Below are 18037 nucleotides of genomic sequence, written 5' to 3' on the forward strand. Positions count from 1 at the left end.
ACAATGGTAGACGGGAATACAGCCGCATGAGAGCGGCTTGGAAGAGGTGCTGAGTTGAACATCCTGATCGCGGACGATGATCCGGACATGCTCCGGATTTTAACCTTATATTTTCAGAAAGAAGGCTTTACCGTTTACACGGCGTTGGACGGGGAAGAAGCGTTGAACATTTGCTTTGCGCATAAAATCGATCTGGCCGTGCTCGATTGGATGATGCCCCGCGTAAGCGGAATCCGGGTTTGCGGAGAAATTAAAAAACGCCACGCGGCCAAAGTGCTGATGCTGACGGCCAAAAGCGGCAGCGAAGACGAATGGAACGCTCTGCTGACAGGGGCGGACGATTATGTGCGCAAGCCTTTCGAGCCGAAGATTCTTCTTTTGCGGGCCAAAAAGCTAATCCGGGCGGAACGGGACATTTATATCGGCGGACTGCGCGTAGACATGGAAGGCGGTAAAATTTTCAGGGGGGAAACCGATCTGGGAGCCGCGAACAAGGAATTTCTGCTGCTGAAATGTCTGCTGGAGCATAAAGGAAAAATTTTGAGCCGGGAAACTTTGCTGGATCATGTGTGGGGATTCGATTACGACGGGGAGGAACGGACAGTCGATACGCATATTCGGCGGCTGCGGGAGAGAATCGGCGGCGGGCTCATCAAGACACACCGGGGCATGGGCTACAGCCTGGAAGAACCTCGGGAACCCCAGGAACCCCAGGAACCCACCCGGGAGCTTGCCGGACGCAAGGAGCAGGAGAAAGGCCACGGTGTGCATGAATAAGCTGAGCCGTAAGCTGTTTTGGCGTCTCTCGCTGCTTGTCTGTTTCGTTTTTGTCCTGTCTTTCCTGGTGAACGAATATTTTCTGCCCAAATACATGCTCTACCAGAAAAAAATGAATTTGGCCGCCTTGACGGGCGAAATGCTGCAAAAGGACGCGGCCGCGCTTGTCCTCGACAAAAACAGGCTGGAGCAGGAGTACCAAGTGACGATCGTTTCCCTGGATTTCAACGCGGCCGCGGGCGGGAACGCGAACGTGAATGCGTTTAATGATGCGGTGCGGACGCAGCTGAACAAGGAAGGAATTACGCTGGCGAAGTTCTGGATCACCGCGGATAGCCTGGATAAGCTGAGCCGTCATGAACCCGTGTACAAAATATACGATCAAGGCAAGCTCGAGACGAGCTACCTGGTCACGCTGCTGAACATCGGTCAGACTGTCTTTCTCGTCGGAGATTTCGTGGCCCATTCCGAGAAATCGCTTCAAGCCGTCAACCGGTTCAACCTGTATATCGCGGTGGGCGCGCTGCTGCTGACGATCGGATTGTCGTGGCTCACCGCCAGACAAATCGTGAGGCCGCTGACGGCTATGCAGAAGACGGCGGAAGCCATCTCGAACCTTGATTTTCAGACGTCAGACGTACGGACCGGCGATGAAATCGAGCTGTTGTCACGAAGCATGGACGAGATGAGCCTCAAGCTGAAGGAGGCCCGGGAAGAACTGCAGCGTCAGAACGACAATCTGCAGACGTTTATTTCGGATATTTCCCACGAACTCAAAACGCCGATTGCGTTGATCAAGGCTTATTCGTCCGGCATCCGGGACGGTATGGACGACGGAACTTTTCTGGGCGTGATCCATAAACAAGCCGATGAAATGGCCGGTCTGGTGGACCGGCTGCTGGAGCTCGCGCGGATGAAAAACGACCCGAACCGGCCGGAGGCCTTCGATTTCCAGCTCCTGTTCGGGAAGGTGGCGGCTAAATACGCCATCGAGATCCGCAGGAACAGGCTGGCCTTTGAGGTTGAAACTCCCGAAGGGGGCTCTTCCCGGGTTTGGAGCGACCCGCAAAAAGTCGAAACCGTCCTCGATAACTTTATGAGCAACGCCGTGAAGTATACCGCCGACGGACGGATCAAAGCCAGCTTCGAAGAAAGGGGAGGCCGGCTGACGTTTTCCGTCCGCAACGGCACAGACGGCTTGCTCCCTGAAGATATCGACAACCTTTGGCAGCCGTTTTACGTCAGGGAACGTTCCAGAAACAAGCGGCTCAGCGGCACGGGCCTCGGCCTTTCTATCGCTAGCACTCTCTTGCAGAAGCTCGGGGTTCCTTTTTCCGCTGTGGCGCAGGAAGAGGAGATCGTCTTTACATTCTCGCTGCCGCTCGTTTCTTCGGAAATCCAAAGCGATAAAAAAACACTTCCGCCCGGATGAGCGGAAGTGTTTTTTGCGATGTCATCTTCATGTAACACAGGGGCGTTACGATGATGCGGGACGTATGTCTTAACGGCTTCGTACGAGAACCCGTGCGTACGCACGCAAGATGTGGAGGATGGCAGCGGCATGAACACAACAAAATCCTGGTTACAAACGGCACTGGCCCTGGGCCTCATCGTGATAATTTTCTTCATGGGAACGGTACTTTACGCAATCCGGATAGAACCTGCGAGGCTAAGCGTCACGCGGCATAGTGTCTATTCCGGCAAAGTTCCGGAAGCTTTCAGCGGGACAAAAATCGTTCAATTCAGCGATACGCATATCGGACCGGATTTTACCCTGCAGCAGCTAAAAAAAGCAGTCGCTCTTATAAACGGCGAAAAACCCGGGATTGTCGTGTTTACCGGCGATTTATTCGATTCGATGGGCAGGTACGGAGCCGGCCGGGAGCAAATTTCGTCCGTCCTGGCCGAAATCCATGCTCCGCTCGGCAAATTTGCGGTGTACGGCAATCACGACCGCGGGGGAGGAGGCAGTCCCTTCTTTGCGCCGCTTATGCAGCGGGCGGGCTTCCGCGTGCTTGTCAACGAGGCGTACCGTATGAAGGGGCCCGGCGGCAAAGCCATGACCATTACGGGACTGGATGATTATCTGCTCGGAAGGCCAGACGAGAAGAAGGCCTTATCCAGCCTGAATAAGGAGGAGTTCAACTTGCTCCTCGTGCACGAGCCGGACGTGGCGGACCGGCTCCTGCCGTACCCCGTCGATCTTCAGCTGTCGGGCCACAGCCACGGCGGCCAGGTTCGCCTGCCCGTGCTGGACGCCCCGGTTAAGACAAGGCTGGCCGAGAAATACGAGTCGGGCATGTATGAAATCGGCGAAACCGGCGACAGCCGGCTCTTGTATGTAAACCGGGGAGCGGGAACGACACGGATGAGAATCCGTCTGGGAAGCGAGCCGGAGCTGTCCGTTTTTACCCTGTCGCGCAAGCCCGGCAGTCCGTCTTAAACTTTCGCATGTCCGCGCCCTAACGATAAAAATGCCCGAAGCGGTTATCTGACGGATAACTCGCCTGGGCATTTTTGCAAGGAGCCTATTTATTTCAGTAAAATCTGCGGGTCAAACCGGATCTGGTCCGGGCCGTCCTGGATAACGGCGGATTTGGCGGGAAGGACCTGATCTCCGATCCGGGCTTCTTTGTCCGAGAAGTTGACGGTGACGTTCAAATCCGGCCCGTACTCCGTACGCTGGACAAGCCGATCTTCCGATAAAATCCGGAAACCGGTCATTTCCCGGTTCACCGCTTTTTTGTGGAAAGGGCTCCACACCTTCAGGTAGGCGGTGATTCTCGCTTTTTCCTTTTCCCAGACCTGCCGGTCCAGATGATAGAGGGGAGGGACGTTATACAGCAGTTCCTTCAGCATTCTGTCTCCGACTTCGCCTTTAATCTTGTCGCTGCCCCATTCCCAGTGGTGAGTCGTAATAACCGAGTCGTTATACACCAGTTTATACAGGGGAACCGAGTATGCCGGGTCCGTGTAAATGGTATGATACAACGGTTTGATCGGCACCTGCTTGCCGTAGCGCTCCGGTATCGTTCCTTGGGGCGAATAGTAATCGCCTACATAATATTCACTCGATTTGTCCGTTCTCATGTCCGGATCTGCCCATTGAATGACCGGTGTCTCGATACCGTGGGCGAATGCGATCGTGTTGTGAGCGTAATCGCTGCCGCCTTCGGAGCCGACCACCATTTTTTTCTCATTGGCGATATAGGCGATCCGCTCCAGCCTTGCTTTGAGATCCTGCAGCTGCGTGGTCGGATGCGCGGCCGTGTAGTCATCGTAAATTTCCCCGGTCGCGTCGCAATCGATGAACCAGGAATTAAAGGCGATGCCGTCCTGCAAAATCGCCTGGGTCCGCTGTTTCACGCTGGGCAGGGAAAGCGCAGGGTTCAGCTTTCTCCCTCTGCCGAGAAAACCGCCGATTTTGGTTCCGTCTTTCTTGGCAATCGTCGCCTGCTCGTACAGGGTAGAATCCGGAAAATAAGCGGTGTTCCACGACGGATTTTCTTTTTGTTGAATCGAATGATAGGAGTCATACGGACCGATGAGATATCCCTGCTCATTCGTTTTCCGGACAAATCCTGGATTCATCAGACCGTCTGACCAGTTCGGCAGACCGATCCAGGCGTTGGCGATACCGGCCTGTTTCATGTCCTCGACCAGCTTGGCCGAATGGTCCTCGCCCCATGTGCCGATATCCGTCACGGCATCCTGCAGTGCGCTCTTCAGAATTTTCTTGTTCAGTTCATACGTTTGCTGCTTGCTTAAACGGTCCGTACCCTTTGCGGCCAGCTGCAGAGTCTGGGAATCCAGATCGGGAAAAAGCTCCGCCTTGTAAAAGGGTTTCAACTTTAGCACGGCGTTCATGGCGCGCAGGACGATTTTTTTCTGGTAGGCGTCGAAATAGTCCTGCGCACGCATCTGTTTCAGGACGGAGTTGAATTCCCCGGCTCCGTCCTCCGTATGAGCGGCCAGAAGCTCCGCGATCCAAGGCCCCAGCGGGGATTCCAGCCGGCTCCGGATTTTGCTCCAGTCCACGTCGGTTTCCGCCAGCAGCTGCTCGTTCCACAAGTAAATATGCGGCGCGCCGAATAATTTCGCAACCTCCGGATTCGCTTTGGCTTTATCGGCCAGAGTCAGAAACGGCTCCATTTCATGCCGGTACGCCTGATAAGTTTTCGCGGCCGACACCGGATCGTTGTCCGTCACATACAGCCGGAATCCGTAACTTTTATCGGGGGTGAGGGAAGGAAACTCATGGCTGAAATCAAAACCGATGGCGGAATCCCCTTTAAAACGAACCTCGTTGTTAAATTTGTTTTTGACGATGTAAACGATGGAATAAGCTTGCTTGTTCAGGGCAAAAAAGTCCATCGAAAACGATTCGCTCCAATTCAGCGTTTCTTCCTTTAAAAATTGCATCCAGCTTGCATCGTTTGCGGGAATTTTTTTGCCTTCGCCCAGAGGAAGCAGGTAGCTGTCCGCCGTCACCCGCGGCCACTGAAACGTCTCCGCTCCGGTCGAGGTGATCGTGACATCGAGATAATTCTCCTTCTTGCGAACTTGAATGTCCGCTTTTCCGGGAATGCTCCAGGTTACGGTATCCGCTTTGCGGACCACGCGGGAGACGGGCGAGACCGGCAGGGGCAGCGAGACGGATTCCTTCACCCCGTTTCTCGACAGCGTGATTTCGAAAGTTTCGGGTCTGACGTCGAACGTAAAATCTTTATGCGCATAGGCGCCGGTCGCCGAAATAACCGCTTTCGCCGATTCCCTGCCTTCGCATCCCGCAGCGGCCCCTGCACACAAAATCGCGGCAAGGCTCCATGTAAGCTGTTTTCTCATCGTAATACCCTCCTGTAATTGAACTGCCGTTAGAACGGCAAAATGTATGTTACCGGAGGTTTGTTACACCATTGTGCCAAGAACCGTCCTGATGCGGCGAAAAAGCTTGTTTCAAATAATTGACCAAGGGTAAATAATACATAGGCAACGCCACACTGCCAAAAAAATTCAATACCTGTAAGGAGTGATTCAAAATGGCACGTAATGATGACAACAAAATGAGCCGTGAAGAAGCAGGACGTATGGGTGGAGAAACAACCTCAAAAAACCACGATAAAGACTTTTATCAGGAAATCGGTCAAAAAGGCGGCGAAGCACGCGGCAACAACGGAAATAACGGAAACGGCGGCAACAGCGGCGGAGACGGTAAAATGAGCCGCGAAGAAGCCGGACGCAAAGGCGGCGAAGCAAGAGCCCGCCAGCGCGACCGCGACTAATCTAACTGCAGACAATCGGACGCGTAGTGACCCTTATCATATAAGCTATGGAAAAAGTCCGCCGGAATCCCGGCGGGCTTTTTTAATTATAGTCAAACTTTAACCTTACTTTTTGGCAAGGGCGGTTTATAATAGAAAGCAATCTATTCAGGAGGTGTCGTTCATGCAGAAAAGCTCAAATGAAAACCCCGCGCAGAAAAGAACAAATCAAAAAGTGGGGAAGACGGCACGTACGATAAGCTTGCCGATGAGCGGATAAGTGGATACAAAAAACGTGACGTGCCGTCTGCCTGAAAGGCGGACCGATTCATGAATTTACACGCGTCACAAGTTTATTTAAGATTAAAATTCGGCCTTGCATTGGCTAACAGTGTCATGTTTACGACGTATGCGGTGTATTTTATCCAGACGCTGGGACTGACACCGCTGGAACTCCTGCTTGTCGGAACCGTTCTGGAGCTGACCGTGCTCCTGTTCGAAGGAATTACCGGGGTAGTGGCGGATACGTATGGCCGCAGAAAATCGGTCATCCTCGGAATGTTCGTGATGAGCGGCAGTTTTTTGCTGGAGGGCAGTGTGATAGGAGCGGGGGCTGTCGTGCCCGTTATTTCGTTGTTCGTCTGGGTGCTTATTTCCGAGGCTATCCGCGGATTTGGAGAAACGTTCCTCAGCGGCGCGGATACCGCCTGGTTCGTCGACGAAGTCGGTGAAGAACATGCGGGCCCGGTCTTTATGCGTGCCAAAAGATGGACGCTGACCGCGGCTTTGTTCGGAATCGGAATCAGCGTGGGACTTTCTACGCTGGCTACGAACTTGCCGTTTCTGGCAGGCGGCGTCATATATGCGGCACTGGGTGTATATCTCCTCCTTCACATGAAGGAGACTAAGTTCGTCCGTCAACAGAGGCCGCCGGGAAGCGGTCCGTGGACGGAACTCAAGTCTACCTGGCTCGCCGGTGCCCGGGAGATTTCCTCCCGGCCCGTCCTGCTGATGATGCTGGCGGTGACCGTATTCAGCGGAGCGGCATCCGAAGGCTATGACCGGCTGTGGGAAGCGCATCTCTTGAAAGAGATCAAGTTCCCGGCCGAACTGTCTTTGTCCGCTGCTCTCTGGTTCGGACTTATCTCCGTCCTGACGATCCTGCTGAGCATGCTCGCGATGTGGATCGCCGAGAAGCGGCTGAATACGTTGGATGAGCGTGTCGTATTCAAAAGCATGTTCGTGCTGACGGCGCTGCGGATCGCAGCCGTCCTGTCGTTCGCCTTCTCGCCGAATTTCGGCTGGGCACTGGTGTCTCTGCTCGCCGTAGGAGTCATCGGAACGGTGAGCGCTCCGCTTTTCGAGACTTGGCTCAATCTTAACATCGAGAGCCGGGCGAGGGCGACGGTGCTCTCCATGATGAGCCAATCGGATGCGCTTGGCCAGACCGCGGGCGGTCCGTTCGTAGGCTGGATCGGCAACCGGCTGTCCGTCCGGGCGTCGCTTACGACGGCGGCGGTCTTGCTGCTGCCCATCCTGTTCGTATTCGGACGCGTTCTTCGCAGACGGTAGCAACCCGTAATAAACCGAAAGACCTATGTCCGTGGACATAGGTCTTTTTTTGCTCGAAATAGTCGGTGCTCCCTCAAGAAAGAGCATTTCTCCTTGCGAATAGTCATATTGTGAAACAGGAAGTCTCTTAACGTACGGAATATTACCGCCGCCTGTTAAGCTGCATTTTGAGCCGGTTGACGAACAGATAAGCGGCTTGGGAGTAGGGCTGTTCTTTGGGATGGATGCACCAAAGATACGAAGGCTGTTCGCCCGGAAGCTCCGCGTTCACCATCACAATATCGCCGTTTTCGTAATCGGGGTTCCCGTAAAACGTGTAATCCGTTCCGAGCGTGACGGCGATTCCTTCCCGGACCGCTTTCAGGATCGCGTCGATATTGTTGCTCGTGAACAGCACATTTACGGAATCGCCGAGCGTGGCGATAAACCGGGCAATATACTCGTCATGGTAAAGGACAAGCTGATGATCGGCCAACTGGTTCAGCGAGATTGATTTTGCCGAGGCCAGGGCGGAATGCCGGCTCACGCCGACGACCATGCGCCCTTCGACAAGCGGTTCGGCATGCCAACATGCGTTTTTTTCCAGAATCGTATCCGGAAACAAAATAAACCCGATATCGACGCGGTTATGGCGCACATCCTCGATAATTTCTTTGGTGCCCTTCTCGATCATTTCCAGCCGGATGCCGGGAAAATCTTTTTTGAGTTCCGTCAGCGTATCGACGAGCAGAGAGACGGGGCCCGGAATCGTAGCCACCCGGAGCCTCGCGTTTTGCAGCTTTCCGTAGCTGTTCGCCTCCGCTTGCAGCTGATGGACCTGGCTTAGGATTGCCGCAGCTTTGTCGAGTATCATTTGCCCCTCCGGTGTCGGAACCGCTCCCGTACGCGAGCGGTTGAAGATGCGTACGCCGAGTTCTTTCTCCAGGAAAGATAGGGATCGGCTGATTCCCGCTACCGTCATATGTTTATTGTGCGCAGCCTGGGTCAATGTTCCCGCGCGGGCTACCTCTACGATGAATTCCAGTTGTTCCAGATTCATTCCGACGTCTCCTTGATGTTAACTTTGAGTTAAGGTTAGTTAACTAATGTGAAATATAATTAATCTTGAGTATATGATACGATCTAATCAAGGTCAACGTGTGACAAAGCGCACACCACCGACAGATATACCAGACAAGATTTTTTTGGAGGCGGAACTTTTATGACAACCACTCAACGTGTAGCAGTAATCACAGGCGGCGCAAGCGGTATCGGCCGTCAAGCTTGTTTAAAATTTGCCCGCAAAGGCGACCGAGTCGTCGTAGCGGACTTCAATGAAGCGAGCGGTATTGAAACCGTCGAGCACATAAAAAAAGAAGGCGGAGAGGCGGTCTTCGTTAAAGTCGACGTTTCCAGTCAAGAAAGCGTACAAGCTCTCGTAGATGAAGCGGTTGCCAAGTACGGCCGTATCGACGTGATGTTCAACAATGCGGGAATCGGCGGCGCCGGGCCAGTTTTGACTCAAAACATGGATCTGTATCACAAAACAATCGCGGTCAATCAGCACGGAGTCGCATACGGTATTATGGCCGCAGGGAACAAAATGAAAGAACTTGGCATTAAAGGTGTGATCATCAATACCGCATCGGTCTTCGGTTTCCTTGCTTCTCCCGGAACTTTCGCCTACCATGCGACCAAAGGCGCCGTTATCATGATGTCGAAATCGGCGGCACTGGAGCTTGCTCCTCACGGCATCCGTGTCATTGCGATAGCGCCGGGCGCGGTGGATACACCGATCATCCAGGGCTTCAAAGATAACGGCATGCTCGAAAGCATGAAAGCCAAAGTGATGGGCGGCGAGTTAACGAAGCCGGAAACGGTAGCAAACTCCGTCTACCTCCTTTCGCTGGAAGAAGCGGATGCCATTAACGGCAGCGTAGTCATGGTCGACCAAGGGTACGCATCGTTTAAATAAGAAAATTACCTCCCCATACCATCAGGCAAAAAGTCTCTCTTCATCCGGAAGAGGGGCTTTTTTTATGAAATCCTCCATCCCAAGTAAACTTTATGTAAAATCAATTTCACCCGTTTTTTTGCCGGTGATCGTGGTATGATTTGGGAAAAAAGTCATTAAGGAGAAATGGTATGGTCATTACGATCCGAAACATGCACATACCCGAAGACTACGAAGGCACGGCCGTTTTGCTTAGTACATTCTATTCAGAGCCGATTACGGTACAGCGCATGCGTGAAGAGGACGCCGCGATTCCGCAGAAGGGCGCGTTGACACGTGACGAGAATGGAAGACTGACCGGCCATGACCGCCAGCGTCTTGTGGCCGTTAACGAGTCGGGTAAAATTATCGGCTACGGCTGCTCCTGGCGGGCTTCCTGGACGGCTCCGGGTACGTTGTACCAAAAGGTTCTCGTCGATCCGGCTGAAAGGAAAAACGGCATAGGACGCGAAATTTACGCGAAGCTGGCTGCCTATGCGGACGAAAACGGCGCCGATAAAATCGTAGGTATGGTCCGCGACGATGATCTGGATTCTCAAGCTTATGCGTCCGGACGCGGTTTTGTCAGGGACCGTCACCAGTTTGAATCCCTCATCGAATTGGACGGGCTGGCGCCTGAGACAGATGGCGGATCGGCAGACGCGCCGGAAGGGATCACGCTGACCACGCTGGCGCAAGATCCGGGAGAAGAGATGGAGAAGCGGATCTATGAGCTCTACCGGAAAACCTACCCCGACATTCCCGGCTCCGAGGGAGAATTTATGTGGTACAGCCAGTGGCGTAAAGAGAGCCTGGAACGGGAAAGCTTCGATCCGTCGCTGTTTCTGCTCGCTTTGGACGGAAACAAACCTGTCGGGGCCGCCGAGCTGTATGAAATGAAGGAAACCAACAGCGTTTACAATCTCTATACATGTGTAGACGGGGATTACAGAGGAAAAGGCATCGCTCTCGCACTCAAACGCGCGTCTATCTATTTGGCAAAGGAGCGGGGCTACGGCTATATCCGGACGAACAACGACTCCCAGAATGCGCCGATGCTTACTATTAACCGGAAGCTCGGTTATGTGCCTGTCCCGGGCTATTACCGCATGTTTAAAATCCTCGAATAAAACGTTTCGAAGCCTGCCGGCTTTATCCGGCAGGTTTTTGGCTGTTTGGTGACCAACAAGGGCAGCTTACAATTTTGTAAGCTGCCCCCTGTATTTTGTCATGGAAATCGATGGGACCTTCCTCTCGAATCCGTTACGCTGGAAGCAACACGATACCAGTAAAGGGGTACAGTCACCGATGAAAATACAACCACCGCGTATGCTTACTATCGTCTTGTCAGCCGCCATTGTCGGCAGCTGCATACCTGTAGCCGCCATGGCATCCCAGGACGGGAAAATCCCGCAGACACTCGCTTCACAGGCTTCGGCTGCCGGAGAAGATTACTTGCCGCTTCGCGCGCTTTGCGAATGGGTAGGCATTCCCATTGAATGGGACGAAGCCAAACGGACTGTAACGGCCGCCAAAGACAAGCATATTCTTAGCTTCGTTCTTGCGAAATCCGGTATGCCTGCGGCCGGCCTGGAAGGCATACCTTTAGCGCCGGATGAAGTGATCCTGCTTGACAGCATCGCCTACATTAAACGGGAAACAGCCGTTAAAGCGTTCGGCATTGAAGCGGCTTGGCGCGGCGGAAAGCTGGAGATCCCGACCCGCGATCTCGCTGCAAGAGCCCGAGCCTTTGTAACGCAGCTTCAAAAAAACAACTGTGCAGGCACAGACGCCCTAACGAACGACGCATTCAAGGAAGCCGGACTTCCGGAAGGAACGGTCCAGCTGGTTAAACAGCTTGCACAGTTTCCGATCACCCAAGAGCGGATCGAAAGCAACGCAGTCCACCGGACTGTCATCCTCACCTCTGAAAGCCCGCAGATGAATTTCGATCTGGAGATCCGGTTCGACAAGGACGGCTATGTGGACGATTTTTATGCGGGGATGTCTTTCGCAGGGTATAAGGCGCCTTCGTACGACAAGCCCGGCGCTTATAATGAGCGCAGGATGGTTATCGGAACCGGCGACCGTGCCGTAGAAGGCACCTTGACCGTTCCGGCCGGAACGGGCCCGTTTCCGCTGGTGATTCTTTTGCAGGGCGACGGGGAACTGGACCGGGACAGCACGGTGTTCGCCCAAAAGCCGTTCCGGGATCTCGCTGTCGGATTGGCAAATCAGCAGGTAGCCACGCTTCGGATGGACAAGACGACCCGTGAGCATTTCGCGCAGCTTAACGGTCTTTACACGATCGGGGACGAGTTCGTGGAACCAGTGCTTGAGGCGGTCAAGGCGGCCCGTTTAGATCCGGACATCGATCCCGGCCGAATATACACGGCAGGCCACAGCCGAGGCGGCTGGATGATACCGCGGCTGCTGGCAAAGGACACGGAGTCGCTTATCAAAGGAGCCGTGGTGCTGGCGGGAGCCGATCCTCGCTATACGGAGATCGATTCTTACGAGCACGAAGAACTCGGCGGGATGATTCCGAAAGAACAGCTGGCCTATTACCGTAAGCAGTTGGAGCTGGTGAAGGCCGATTCTTTCGATCCCAAGTCGCCTCCGGCCGCTTTCGAGCTGCCGCCGAATCCTTACTGGTGGCACGATATCCGCGGTTATTCACCGGCCGATGAAGCCAAACTTCGCAGCGCAGCCATGCTGGTGCTGCAGGGAGAAGAAGACTTTCAGGTGCCGCTGGTGAGCCTGAAGGGCTGGAAGGAAGTATACGCGGGGAACGCGGCCGTTACCTATAAAACGTACCCGAAGCTGACGCATTTGTTTACGGAAGGCAAATTGGAGAACGGCATCGGGAATTACAAGATTCCCGCGAACGTACCGGACACGGTTATCGCAGATATCGCGGCGTGGATCAACGGCAGCGCGTCGGTTCTAAAATAAAACAAACAAAAAAAGCCTGGTGATCAGGCTTTTTTGTTTGCCGCAATTTTTGAGCGGCGGGTGTTTAGTATTTCTGACTGTTATTGGACATATAAGCGATTGACCCGATGATGGTACCCAACAGAACGAGGGCGACCGGAATTCCGATCAGTTCCATGATGGCAGCCTCTGTACCGCGGTAGGTCGTATTTCCGACGACCATCGGAATTTCCAGACCCAGCACGTTCAGAATAAACACGATGACCCCAAGAATGACTCCCAGCAGAACAAACGGCTTTAAAAACCGGAAAATATATGCAGCCATTGTCAAACGCCTCCTTCACTTGCCTCTTTTTACTTTCTTAACCCTTAGACGGCCTACAAAAGGATACCCCTTCAAAATATGGGTGAGGTTAACAATTTTATTTAACCTTTAATTTCCGTTTTGAATACGCCGCCACAACAAGCAGAACTGATGCCGCCAAAAGAACGGCAATAATAAGCAGGGAAGCGGAAGTAAGATGGTTGACGGAGCCGACGGGGACTGCGGTGCCCATAAAATCCGCATAAAACAGCTGGTTGAAAGGACCGAGGAACCACAGGAGCATGTAAATAAGCTCAAAGGGACGTTTGGATTCCGTCCATATGCCCAAAGCGAGAGCAAAGCTCGGTACGAAAAACGCAGCCGCGACAGCGTAAATCAGATGGACCACATCGCCCGTTACGATAAAACGGATGAGCATCCCGCTCCCTGTAAGAAGCACAGCCAGGAAACCGGACAGCCACACGGCAGGGATCTGTCTTCTGATATAGCCGGGTGACGAAGCGAGTATGGACAGTGTGCCGTACTGGTATTCGCGATTGCCCATCGAAGACCAGAGTGAAATCGGCCAGATCCAGGCAAGCGGCCAAATCCATCTCAGTGCCGTCGTAAAGGGAAGGAACAGGCACAGAAGAGCGAGAATCACCGCCACAACGTACCAGCCGGGTGGAAAACCGGCGAACTGAAGCCGGAACTCCGCTCCGACGAGAGGCAGAAACCGGTTGTTCACCCGCACAGGCGTCAGCTCGGCTGCCGATGTGAGGGCAGGACTTTTCGCTGCAGCGGGTTCCGCCGGCGTTTTTTTCGCCTGCTCCGGGGCTGGCGCTCTGCCGCCGCGGGAACGGGCCGGTACGGCCTGACCGGCGGCGGTTCCGGCACTGGGCCCTTGAACGACGACCGGGCTCTCCTTGAATCCGCGAAAAAGGCGTGAGGCCAGCAGGCAGACCAAGACCGCGACAAGCAGCAGAGCCACTTGTTTGATCACTACGTCCCAGGTCCAGCTTATGCCGTCCCAGACGAATAGTTTAAGCGGGCTTTCCAGGAACAGAATTCCTTGCCCGTAGGTACCTTCATAATCAGCGTGAGTGAGCATCAGCTTTTCACGCATCGCTTTGGTGATGACGTCGTTCCCCATGCCCGAATACAGCGTGGACATCGTAACGCCGGTAAACAAAAGCAGATAAAGCACGATGCCGAACGGACTTCTGAGCACCGGACGGGTTTCGAACAGGACGGCCATGGCTGAAACAACCGCCAGGGCAGGAATCACAACAAACAGATACGGGGCCAGATAAGCACCCACGTGAAGCGTGTAGTCTTCTCCCCGGACCCACTGCATACAGATCGCGACGGGAATGACAACGGCGGCAATCACCGCCAAAACCAGAAAATTGCTGAGTGCTTTTCCGAGCAGATAATGGGATTTTTTCAGCGAGGAGCCTTCGATGATCTGGCCCACACGGGTCCTTTTATCGCGCTCGATGCCGTTTCGGACCAGAAAGAAGCCGAAAAAGGATAAAAACAAGGAGGTCGAAACCGCCGTTGTTCCGCCCACCCAGGCCGAGTTATAGATCCCCCGGAATTCTTCGAAATACAGCGTAACATATCCGGCATCCGAGGGAGGTACGAACAGATAAGCTGCAAGAATCGTCAAACCGAGCGTAACGAGAAAGCTGAACCGCCGGGTTCTTTCCAGAAAATCCGCCAAGGCTACCTGGTATGTAATCTTCCATGCGTTCATCACGCGTCACGCCTCCTTATCCTGCACTCAAATAGAGGTAGGCGTCTTCAATTCCCGCATGAACCGCTGTCGCCTGCTCGTTTGGCGGAGTCTCCGACACCACGCGGAGCAGCAGCCCGTCTTCGCGCCGGACCGTTGCGCTGATGAGCCATTTGGCGCGGGCTTCCTGGAGCTGGCTTTCGGGTATGACAACGTTCCATACTTTCCCCTGTACATGCCGCAGAAGTTCGCCGGGGTTGGAATCGCTGATCAGCCGGCCTTTGGAGAGGATGGCGATTCTGTCCGCCGTCGCTTCAATGTCCGATACGATGTGAGTGGAGAAAATAATAAGACGTTCACCTGACAGGTCGGTCAGCAGATTGCGGAACGACAAGCGCTCGGCGGGATCCAGCCCGATTGTGGGTTCGTCGATAATAAGCAGCTTGGGATCGTTGAGCAGGGCCTGGGCGATGCCGATTCGCTGTTTCATGCCGCCTGAGAAGCTGCCGATTCTTCTCTTGCGCACGTCATACAGATGCAGCAGTCCGAGAAGCTCGTCGATGCGCTTCTCCGCAGCCTTGCCGCTTATCCCTTTTACCGCCGCCATATAGTTCAGAAATTCATGGGCGCTGAGATGCGGATAGACACCGAAATCTTGCGGAAGATAGCCGAGAATACGGCGAATCTCTTCGGGATGTTCACCAATGCCGACTCCGTTCCACGTAATCGTGCCCTCGGAAGGCTCCGAAATGGTGGCCAATAGCCGCATCAAGGTAGATTTTCCGGCTCCGTTAGGACCAAGTAGACCTAGAATGCCGGGCTGTACCTGCAAATCGACATGGCGGAGCCCCCATACATTTTCCTGGTACTGCTTACCGATATTGCTCATTGAAAGTAGGATGTCGGCCACCTCGCATCTAACAAATATTAACAAAATAACCAGATATCAAAGAAGAGTATACACACCGGAAATGGAAATGTCTATATAAAAACACCTTATTTACCAAAACATTATAATTAAAAATTAAATAATTAAAAGACAAAATAAGTAACAATAATTTCAATTTTTTATTATTTGAAAATGCATTGACAACATTTGTAAACCTACTCTATCATAATTTATGAAAGAATTGGTAATTTCGACTTTCTTTTGCTACTTTAGACCTCCAAGAATTCCTCACATGATTCGTTAGTCTTACAGTTTAGTCGGGCGTTTGGACTAAGGACACCTCAAGAACCCAGCCCACATTACTGGAACAAGTTCTGCCCTCATCATGAACTGCCTGAATAGCTTTTCGGAATTGAAGCTGACCTCGAGCATTTTTTTAAAATGCTGCTTTATCAGCGGTTATTTGTCCTGCAAAAAAAATACAGATGGAGGATGAAATGATGAATTCGTTCGAACTTTTGGAGTCAAATGTAAGATCTTACAGCAGGGTATTTGGGGATGTGTTCCGCACGGCTAAAAATTCCATGATGTTTACGGAAGAGGGCAAATGCTTTCTTGACTTTTTCGCTGGAGCGGGGGCTTTGAATTACGGGCATAATCCCGATTTTATCAAAGGGAAATTGCTGGAATATATCGGGTCCGATGCGGTAGTTCACGGTCTGGATATGTACACGACGGCCAAGCGGACTTTTATCGAAACGTTCAACGAACTGATCCTGGCGCCGAAAGGGCTGGACTACAAACTCATGTTCTGCGGGCCTACCGGCACAAATGCGGTCGAAGCGGCTCTGAAACTGGCGAGAAAGGCGAAGAAACGGACCGGTATTTTTTCGTTCAGCGGCGGTTTTCACGGTATGTCTTACGGCGCCCTGGCCGCAACGGGTAATTTGTACAATCGCGGGGGCGCCGGCGCTCCGCTGCACAACGTGACGTTTATGCCATATCCTTACGGATTCAATGAGTCTTTCGACACGATCGGCTATATGGAGAATGTGCTTACGGACGCGAACAGCGGTATCGAGAAGCCCGCTGCCGTCATTCTTGAAACAGTTCAAGCCGAAGGCGGCGTAATCGTGGCTCCGGTGGAGTGGCTGCAGCGGCTGAGCGCTCTGTGCAAAGAGCATGACATTCTGCTTATCGTCGACGATATCCAGGTCGGCTGCGGACGTACGGGGTCGTTCTTCTCGTTCGAACGGGCGGGAATTCAGCCGGATCTTGTCGTGCTGTCGAAATCGATCAGCGGTTACGGGCTCCCGATGTCGCTGCTTCTCCTGAAGCCGGAGCTGGACGTATGGCAGCCGGGCGAGCATAACGGAACGTTCCGCGGAAATCAGCTTGCTTTCGTCGGCGCGACGGCGGCGCTGGAGTTCAGAATTTCTTCGAACCTGGAGGAATCGGTGAAAGAGAAGGAAGCATGGGTCAGCGACTATCTGCAAAAAGAGATCGTTCCCCTGCACCCGGCTATCACAGTCCGTGGACTCGGCCTGATCTGGGGAATCGATCTGGGCGGACTGGAAGGCGGCGAGCAGGCAGCCAAATTCGTGGCGTCCCGCTGCTACGACCAGGGTCTCATTATCGAACGGTCCGGAAGAAATGACACGGTCGTGAAACTGATGCCGGCCTTGACGATTGATTCCGAGCTGTTGGAGCAAGGCTGTACGATCGTCAAAGAAGCGCTTGCCGCTTATTTCGAGCAGGCGGGGCTGTCCACGAGCAAGGAAGCGACGCTTGAGCCGGTTTAATTTTTAACCGCCCTACGCAAGCTTTTACAAAATGGATACGAATGGGGCAGGTGACAGGATGAAAAAGATTTTCTTGTTTTGTCTGCCCTATGCGGGCGGGTCGTCGGTGATTTACACAAGGTGGAAGCCCCTGCTGGATTCCGGCATTGAGCTGGTACCGCTGGAGCTGGCGGGTCGGGGAAGGCGCATTAGCGAGTCTTTCTACGAAAATGTGGACGAAGCCGTAAATGATCTTCTGCCCGTAGTGGAACCTTATCTCGACAAAGGTCAGGCTGCTTTTTTCGGTTACAGCATGGGCAGCCTGATTGCCTTTGAACTCATCCACCGCATTAGGGAGAAGCACGGACAAAGCCCGCTGCATTTTTTCGCGGCGGCCAGGATGGCTCCTCATATACAGCGGACAGAGCCTCCTTTGCACGGGCTGGAGCCGGAATTGTTCAAAACGAAAATTGCGGATTTGGGGGGAACTCCTCCTCAATTATTTGAAAATTCAGAACTGATGAATTTGTTTTTACCTCTTCTCCGGGCGGATTTCCGGCTTGTCGAAACATACGCTTTCGCCGAGAAAGCGGAGAAGCTGGACTGCGCCATGACGGTATTAGCAGGGAAGCGGGATACGATGCGGGAAACGGATGTGCTCGACTGGAGGCGCCATACGACGGGCGCTTTTACGGCTCATTCGTTTGACGGCGGGCATTTTTTCATCAATGACTTCCAGAAAGAAATCGTGGATATCCTGCACGCTTCCCTGGGAATCCGTTACTCATCTATGTACGCGTAAGAAAGGA

At 53.3% G+C, this 18037-nt stretch carries 15 protein-coding genes; 10 read left to right on the plus strand and 5 right to left on the minus strand.

All coding sequences use genetic code 11. The features are described 5' to 3' along the window. Positions 1-54: 54 nt before the first annotated feature. From HMPREF1207_RS24520 to HMPREF1207_RS24530, 3 genes are all read left to right on the plus strand, one after another. On the plus strand, positions 55-777 hold the full coding sequence (locus tag HMPREF1207_RS24520) for a response regulator transcription factor (protein ID WP_009672550.1): 723 nt from the start codon (positions 55-57) through the stop codon (positions 775-777). Beyond that, a complete protein-coding gene (locus HMPREF1207_RS24525; RefSeq protein WP_231392177.1) occupies positions 770-2209 on the plus strand; it encodes a sensor histidine kinase in 1440 nt (479 codons plus the stop codon). The genes HMPREF1207_RS24520 and HMPREF1207_RS24525 overlap by 8 nt, the downstream gene beginning before the upstream one ends. Positions 2210-2338: 129 nt before the next feature. Continuing rightward, the gene (locus tag HMPREF1207_RS24530) at positions 2339-3220 is read left to right on the plus strand and encodes a metallophosphoesterase (RefSeq protein WP_009672539.1); all 882 of its coding nucleotides are present in this window, start codon (positions 2339-2341) and stop codon (positions 3218-3220) included. Positions 3221-3309: 89 nt separating this feature from the next. Here the strand turns inward: HMPREF1207_RS24530 and HMPREF1207_RS24535 are convergent, their stop codons facing one another. After that, entirely contained in the window at positions 3310-5622 is a 2313-nt protein-coding gene (locus tag HMPREF1207_RS24535; RefSeq protein WP_009672403.1) for a glycoside hydrolase, read from the minus strand. Positions 5623-5816: 194 nt separating this feature from the next. Here HMPREF1207_RS24535 and HMPREF1207_RS24540 point away from each other — a divergent pair, with 194 nt between their 5' ends. Further along, positions 5817-6059, plus strand: coding sequence for a KGG domain-containing protein (locus HMPREF1207_RS24540; RefSeq protein ID WP_009672500.1), 243 nt, complete (start codon positions 5817-5819; stop codon positions 6057-6059). A gap of 309 nt (positions 6060-6368) precedes the next feature. Beyond that, positions 6369-7610: an MFS transporter gene (locus HMPREF1207_RS24545; protein ID WP_009672409.1), complete on the plus strand. Its 1242-nt coding sequence runs from the start codon at positions 6369-6371 to the stop codon at positions 7608-7610. Between the two features lie 142 nt (positions 7611-7752). Here HMPREF1207_RS24545 and HMPREF1207_RS24550 read toward each other — a convergent pair whose 3' ends face one another. Beyond that, positions 7753-8649 (minus strand): LysR family transcriptional regulator, encoded by an 897-nt coding sequence (locus HMPREF1207_RS24550; RefSeq protein ID WP_009672519.1) that lies wholly within the window; start codon positions 8647-8649, stop codon positions 7753-7755. Positions 8650-8811: 162 nt separating this feature from the next. Here HMPREF1207_RS24550 and HMPREF1207_RS24555 point away from each other — a divergent pair, with 162 nt between their 5' ends. The 3 genes from HMPREF1207_RS24555 (at position 8812) to HMPREF1207_RS24565 (ending at position 12537) form a co-directional block, all read left to right on the plus strand. After that, entirely contained in the window at positions 8812-9564 is a 753-nt protein-coding gene (locus tag HMPREF1207_RS24555) for an SDR family NAD(P)-dependent oxidoreductase (RefSeq protein WP_009672454.1), read from the plus strand. A gap of 170 nt (positions 9565-9734) precedes the next feature. After that, a complete protein-coding gene (locus HMPREF1207_RS24560; RefSeq protein WP_009672372.1) occupies positions 9735-10712 on the plus strand; it encodes a GNAT family N-acetyltransferase in 978 nt (325 codons plus the stop codon). A 178-nt stretch (positions 10713-10890) separates the two neighbouring features. Continuing rightward, positions 10891-12537 carry an alpha/beta hydrolase family protein gene (locus HMPREF1207_RS24565; RefSeq protein WP_009672526.1) on the plus strand — a complete coding sequence of 549 codons (1647 nt, stop codon included), beginning with the start codon at positions 10891-10893 and terminating at the stop codon, positions 12535-12537. A 64-nt stretch (positions 12538-12601) separates the two neighbouring features. Here HMPREF1207_RS24565 and HMPREF1207_RS24570 read toward each other — a convergent pair whose 3' ends face one another. The 3 genes from HMPREF1207_RS24570 to HMPREF1207_RS24580 form a co-directional block, all read right to left on the minus strand. Beyond that, entirely contained in the window at positions 12602-12841 is a 240-nt protein-coding gene (locus HMPREF1207_RS24570) for a hypothetical protein (protein ID WP_009672440.1), read from the minus strand. A 97-nt stretch (positions 12842-12938) separates the two neighbouring features. After that, positions 12939-14579 (minus strand): hypothetical protein, encoded by a 1641-nt coding sequence (locus HMPREF1207_RS24575; protein ID WP_016424052.1) that lies wholly within the window; start codon positions 14577-14579, stop codon positions 12939-12941. 16 nt (positions 14580-14595) lie between these two features. Next, the gene (locus tag HMPREF1207_RS24580; RefSeq protein ID WP_016424053.1) at positions 14596-15447 is read right to left on the minus strand and encodes an ABC transporter ATP-binding protein; all 852 of its coding nucleotides are present in this window, start codon (positions 15445-15447) and stop codon (positions 14596-14598) included. A gap of 500 nt (positions 15448-15947) precedes the next feature. On the opposite strand from HMPREF1207_RS24580, the gene ectB reads away from it, so the two are divergent. Further along, positions 15948-17249, plus strand: a complete 1302-nt coding sequence (gene ectB, locus HMPREF1207_RS24585) for a diaminobutyrate--2-oxoglutarate transaminase (protein ID WP_016424054.1) — start codon at positions 15948-15950, stop codon at positions 17247-17249. Positions 17250-17307: 58 nt separating this feature from the next. Then, positions 17308-18030, plus strand: coding sequence for a thioesterase II family protein (locus tag HMPREF1207_RS24590; RefSeq protein ID WP_009672542.1), 723 nt, complete (start codon positions 17308-17310; stop codon positions 18028-18030). Positions 18031-18037 lie beyond the last annotated feature (7 nt).

The sequence above is a fragment of the Paenibacillus sp. HGH0039 genome (assembly GCF_000411255.1).
Classification (GTDB): domain Bacteria; phylum Bacillota; class Bacilli; order Paenibacillales; family NBRC-103111; genus Paenibacillus_F.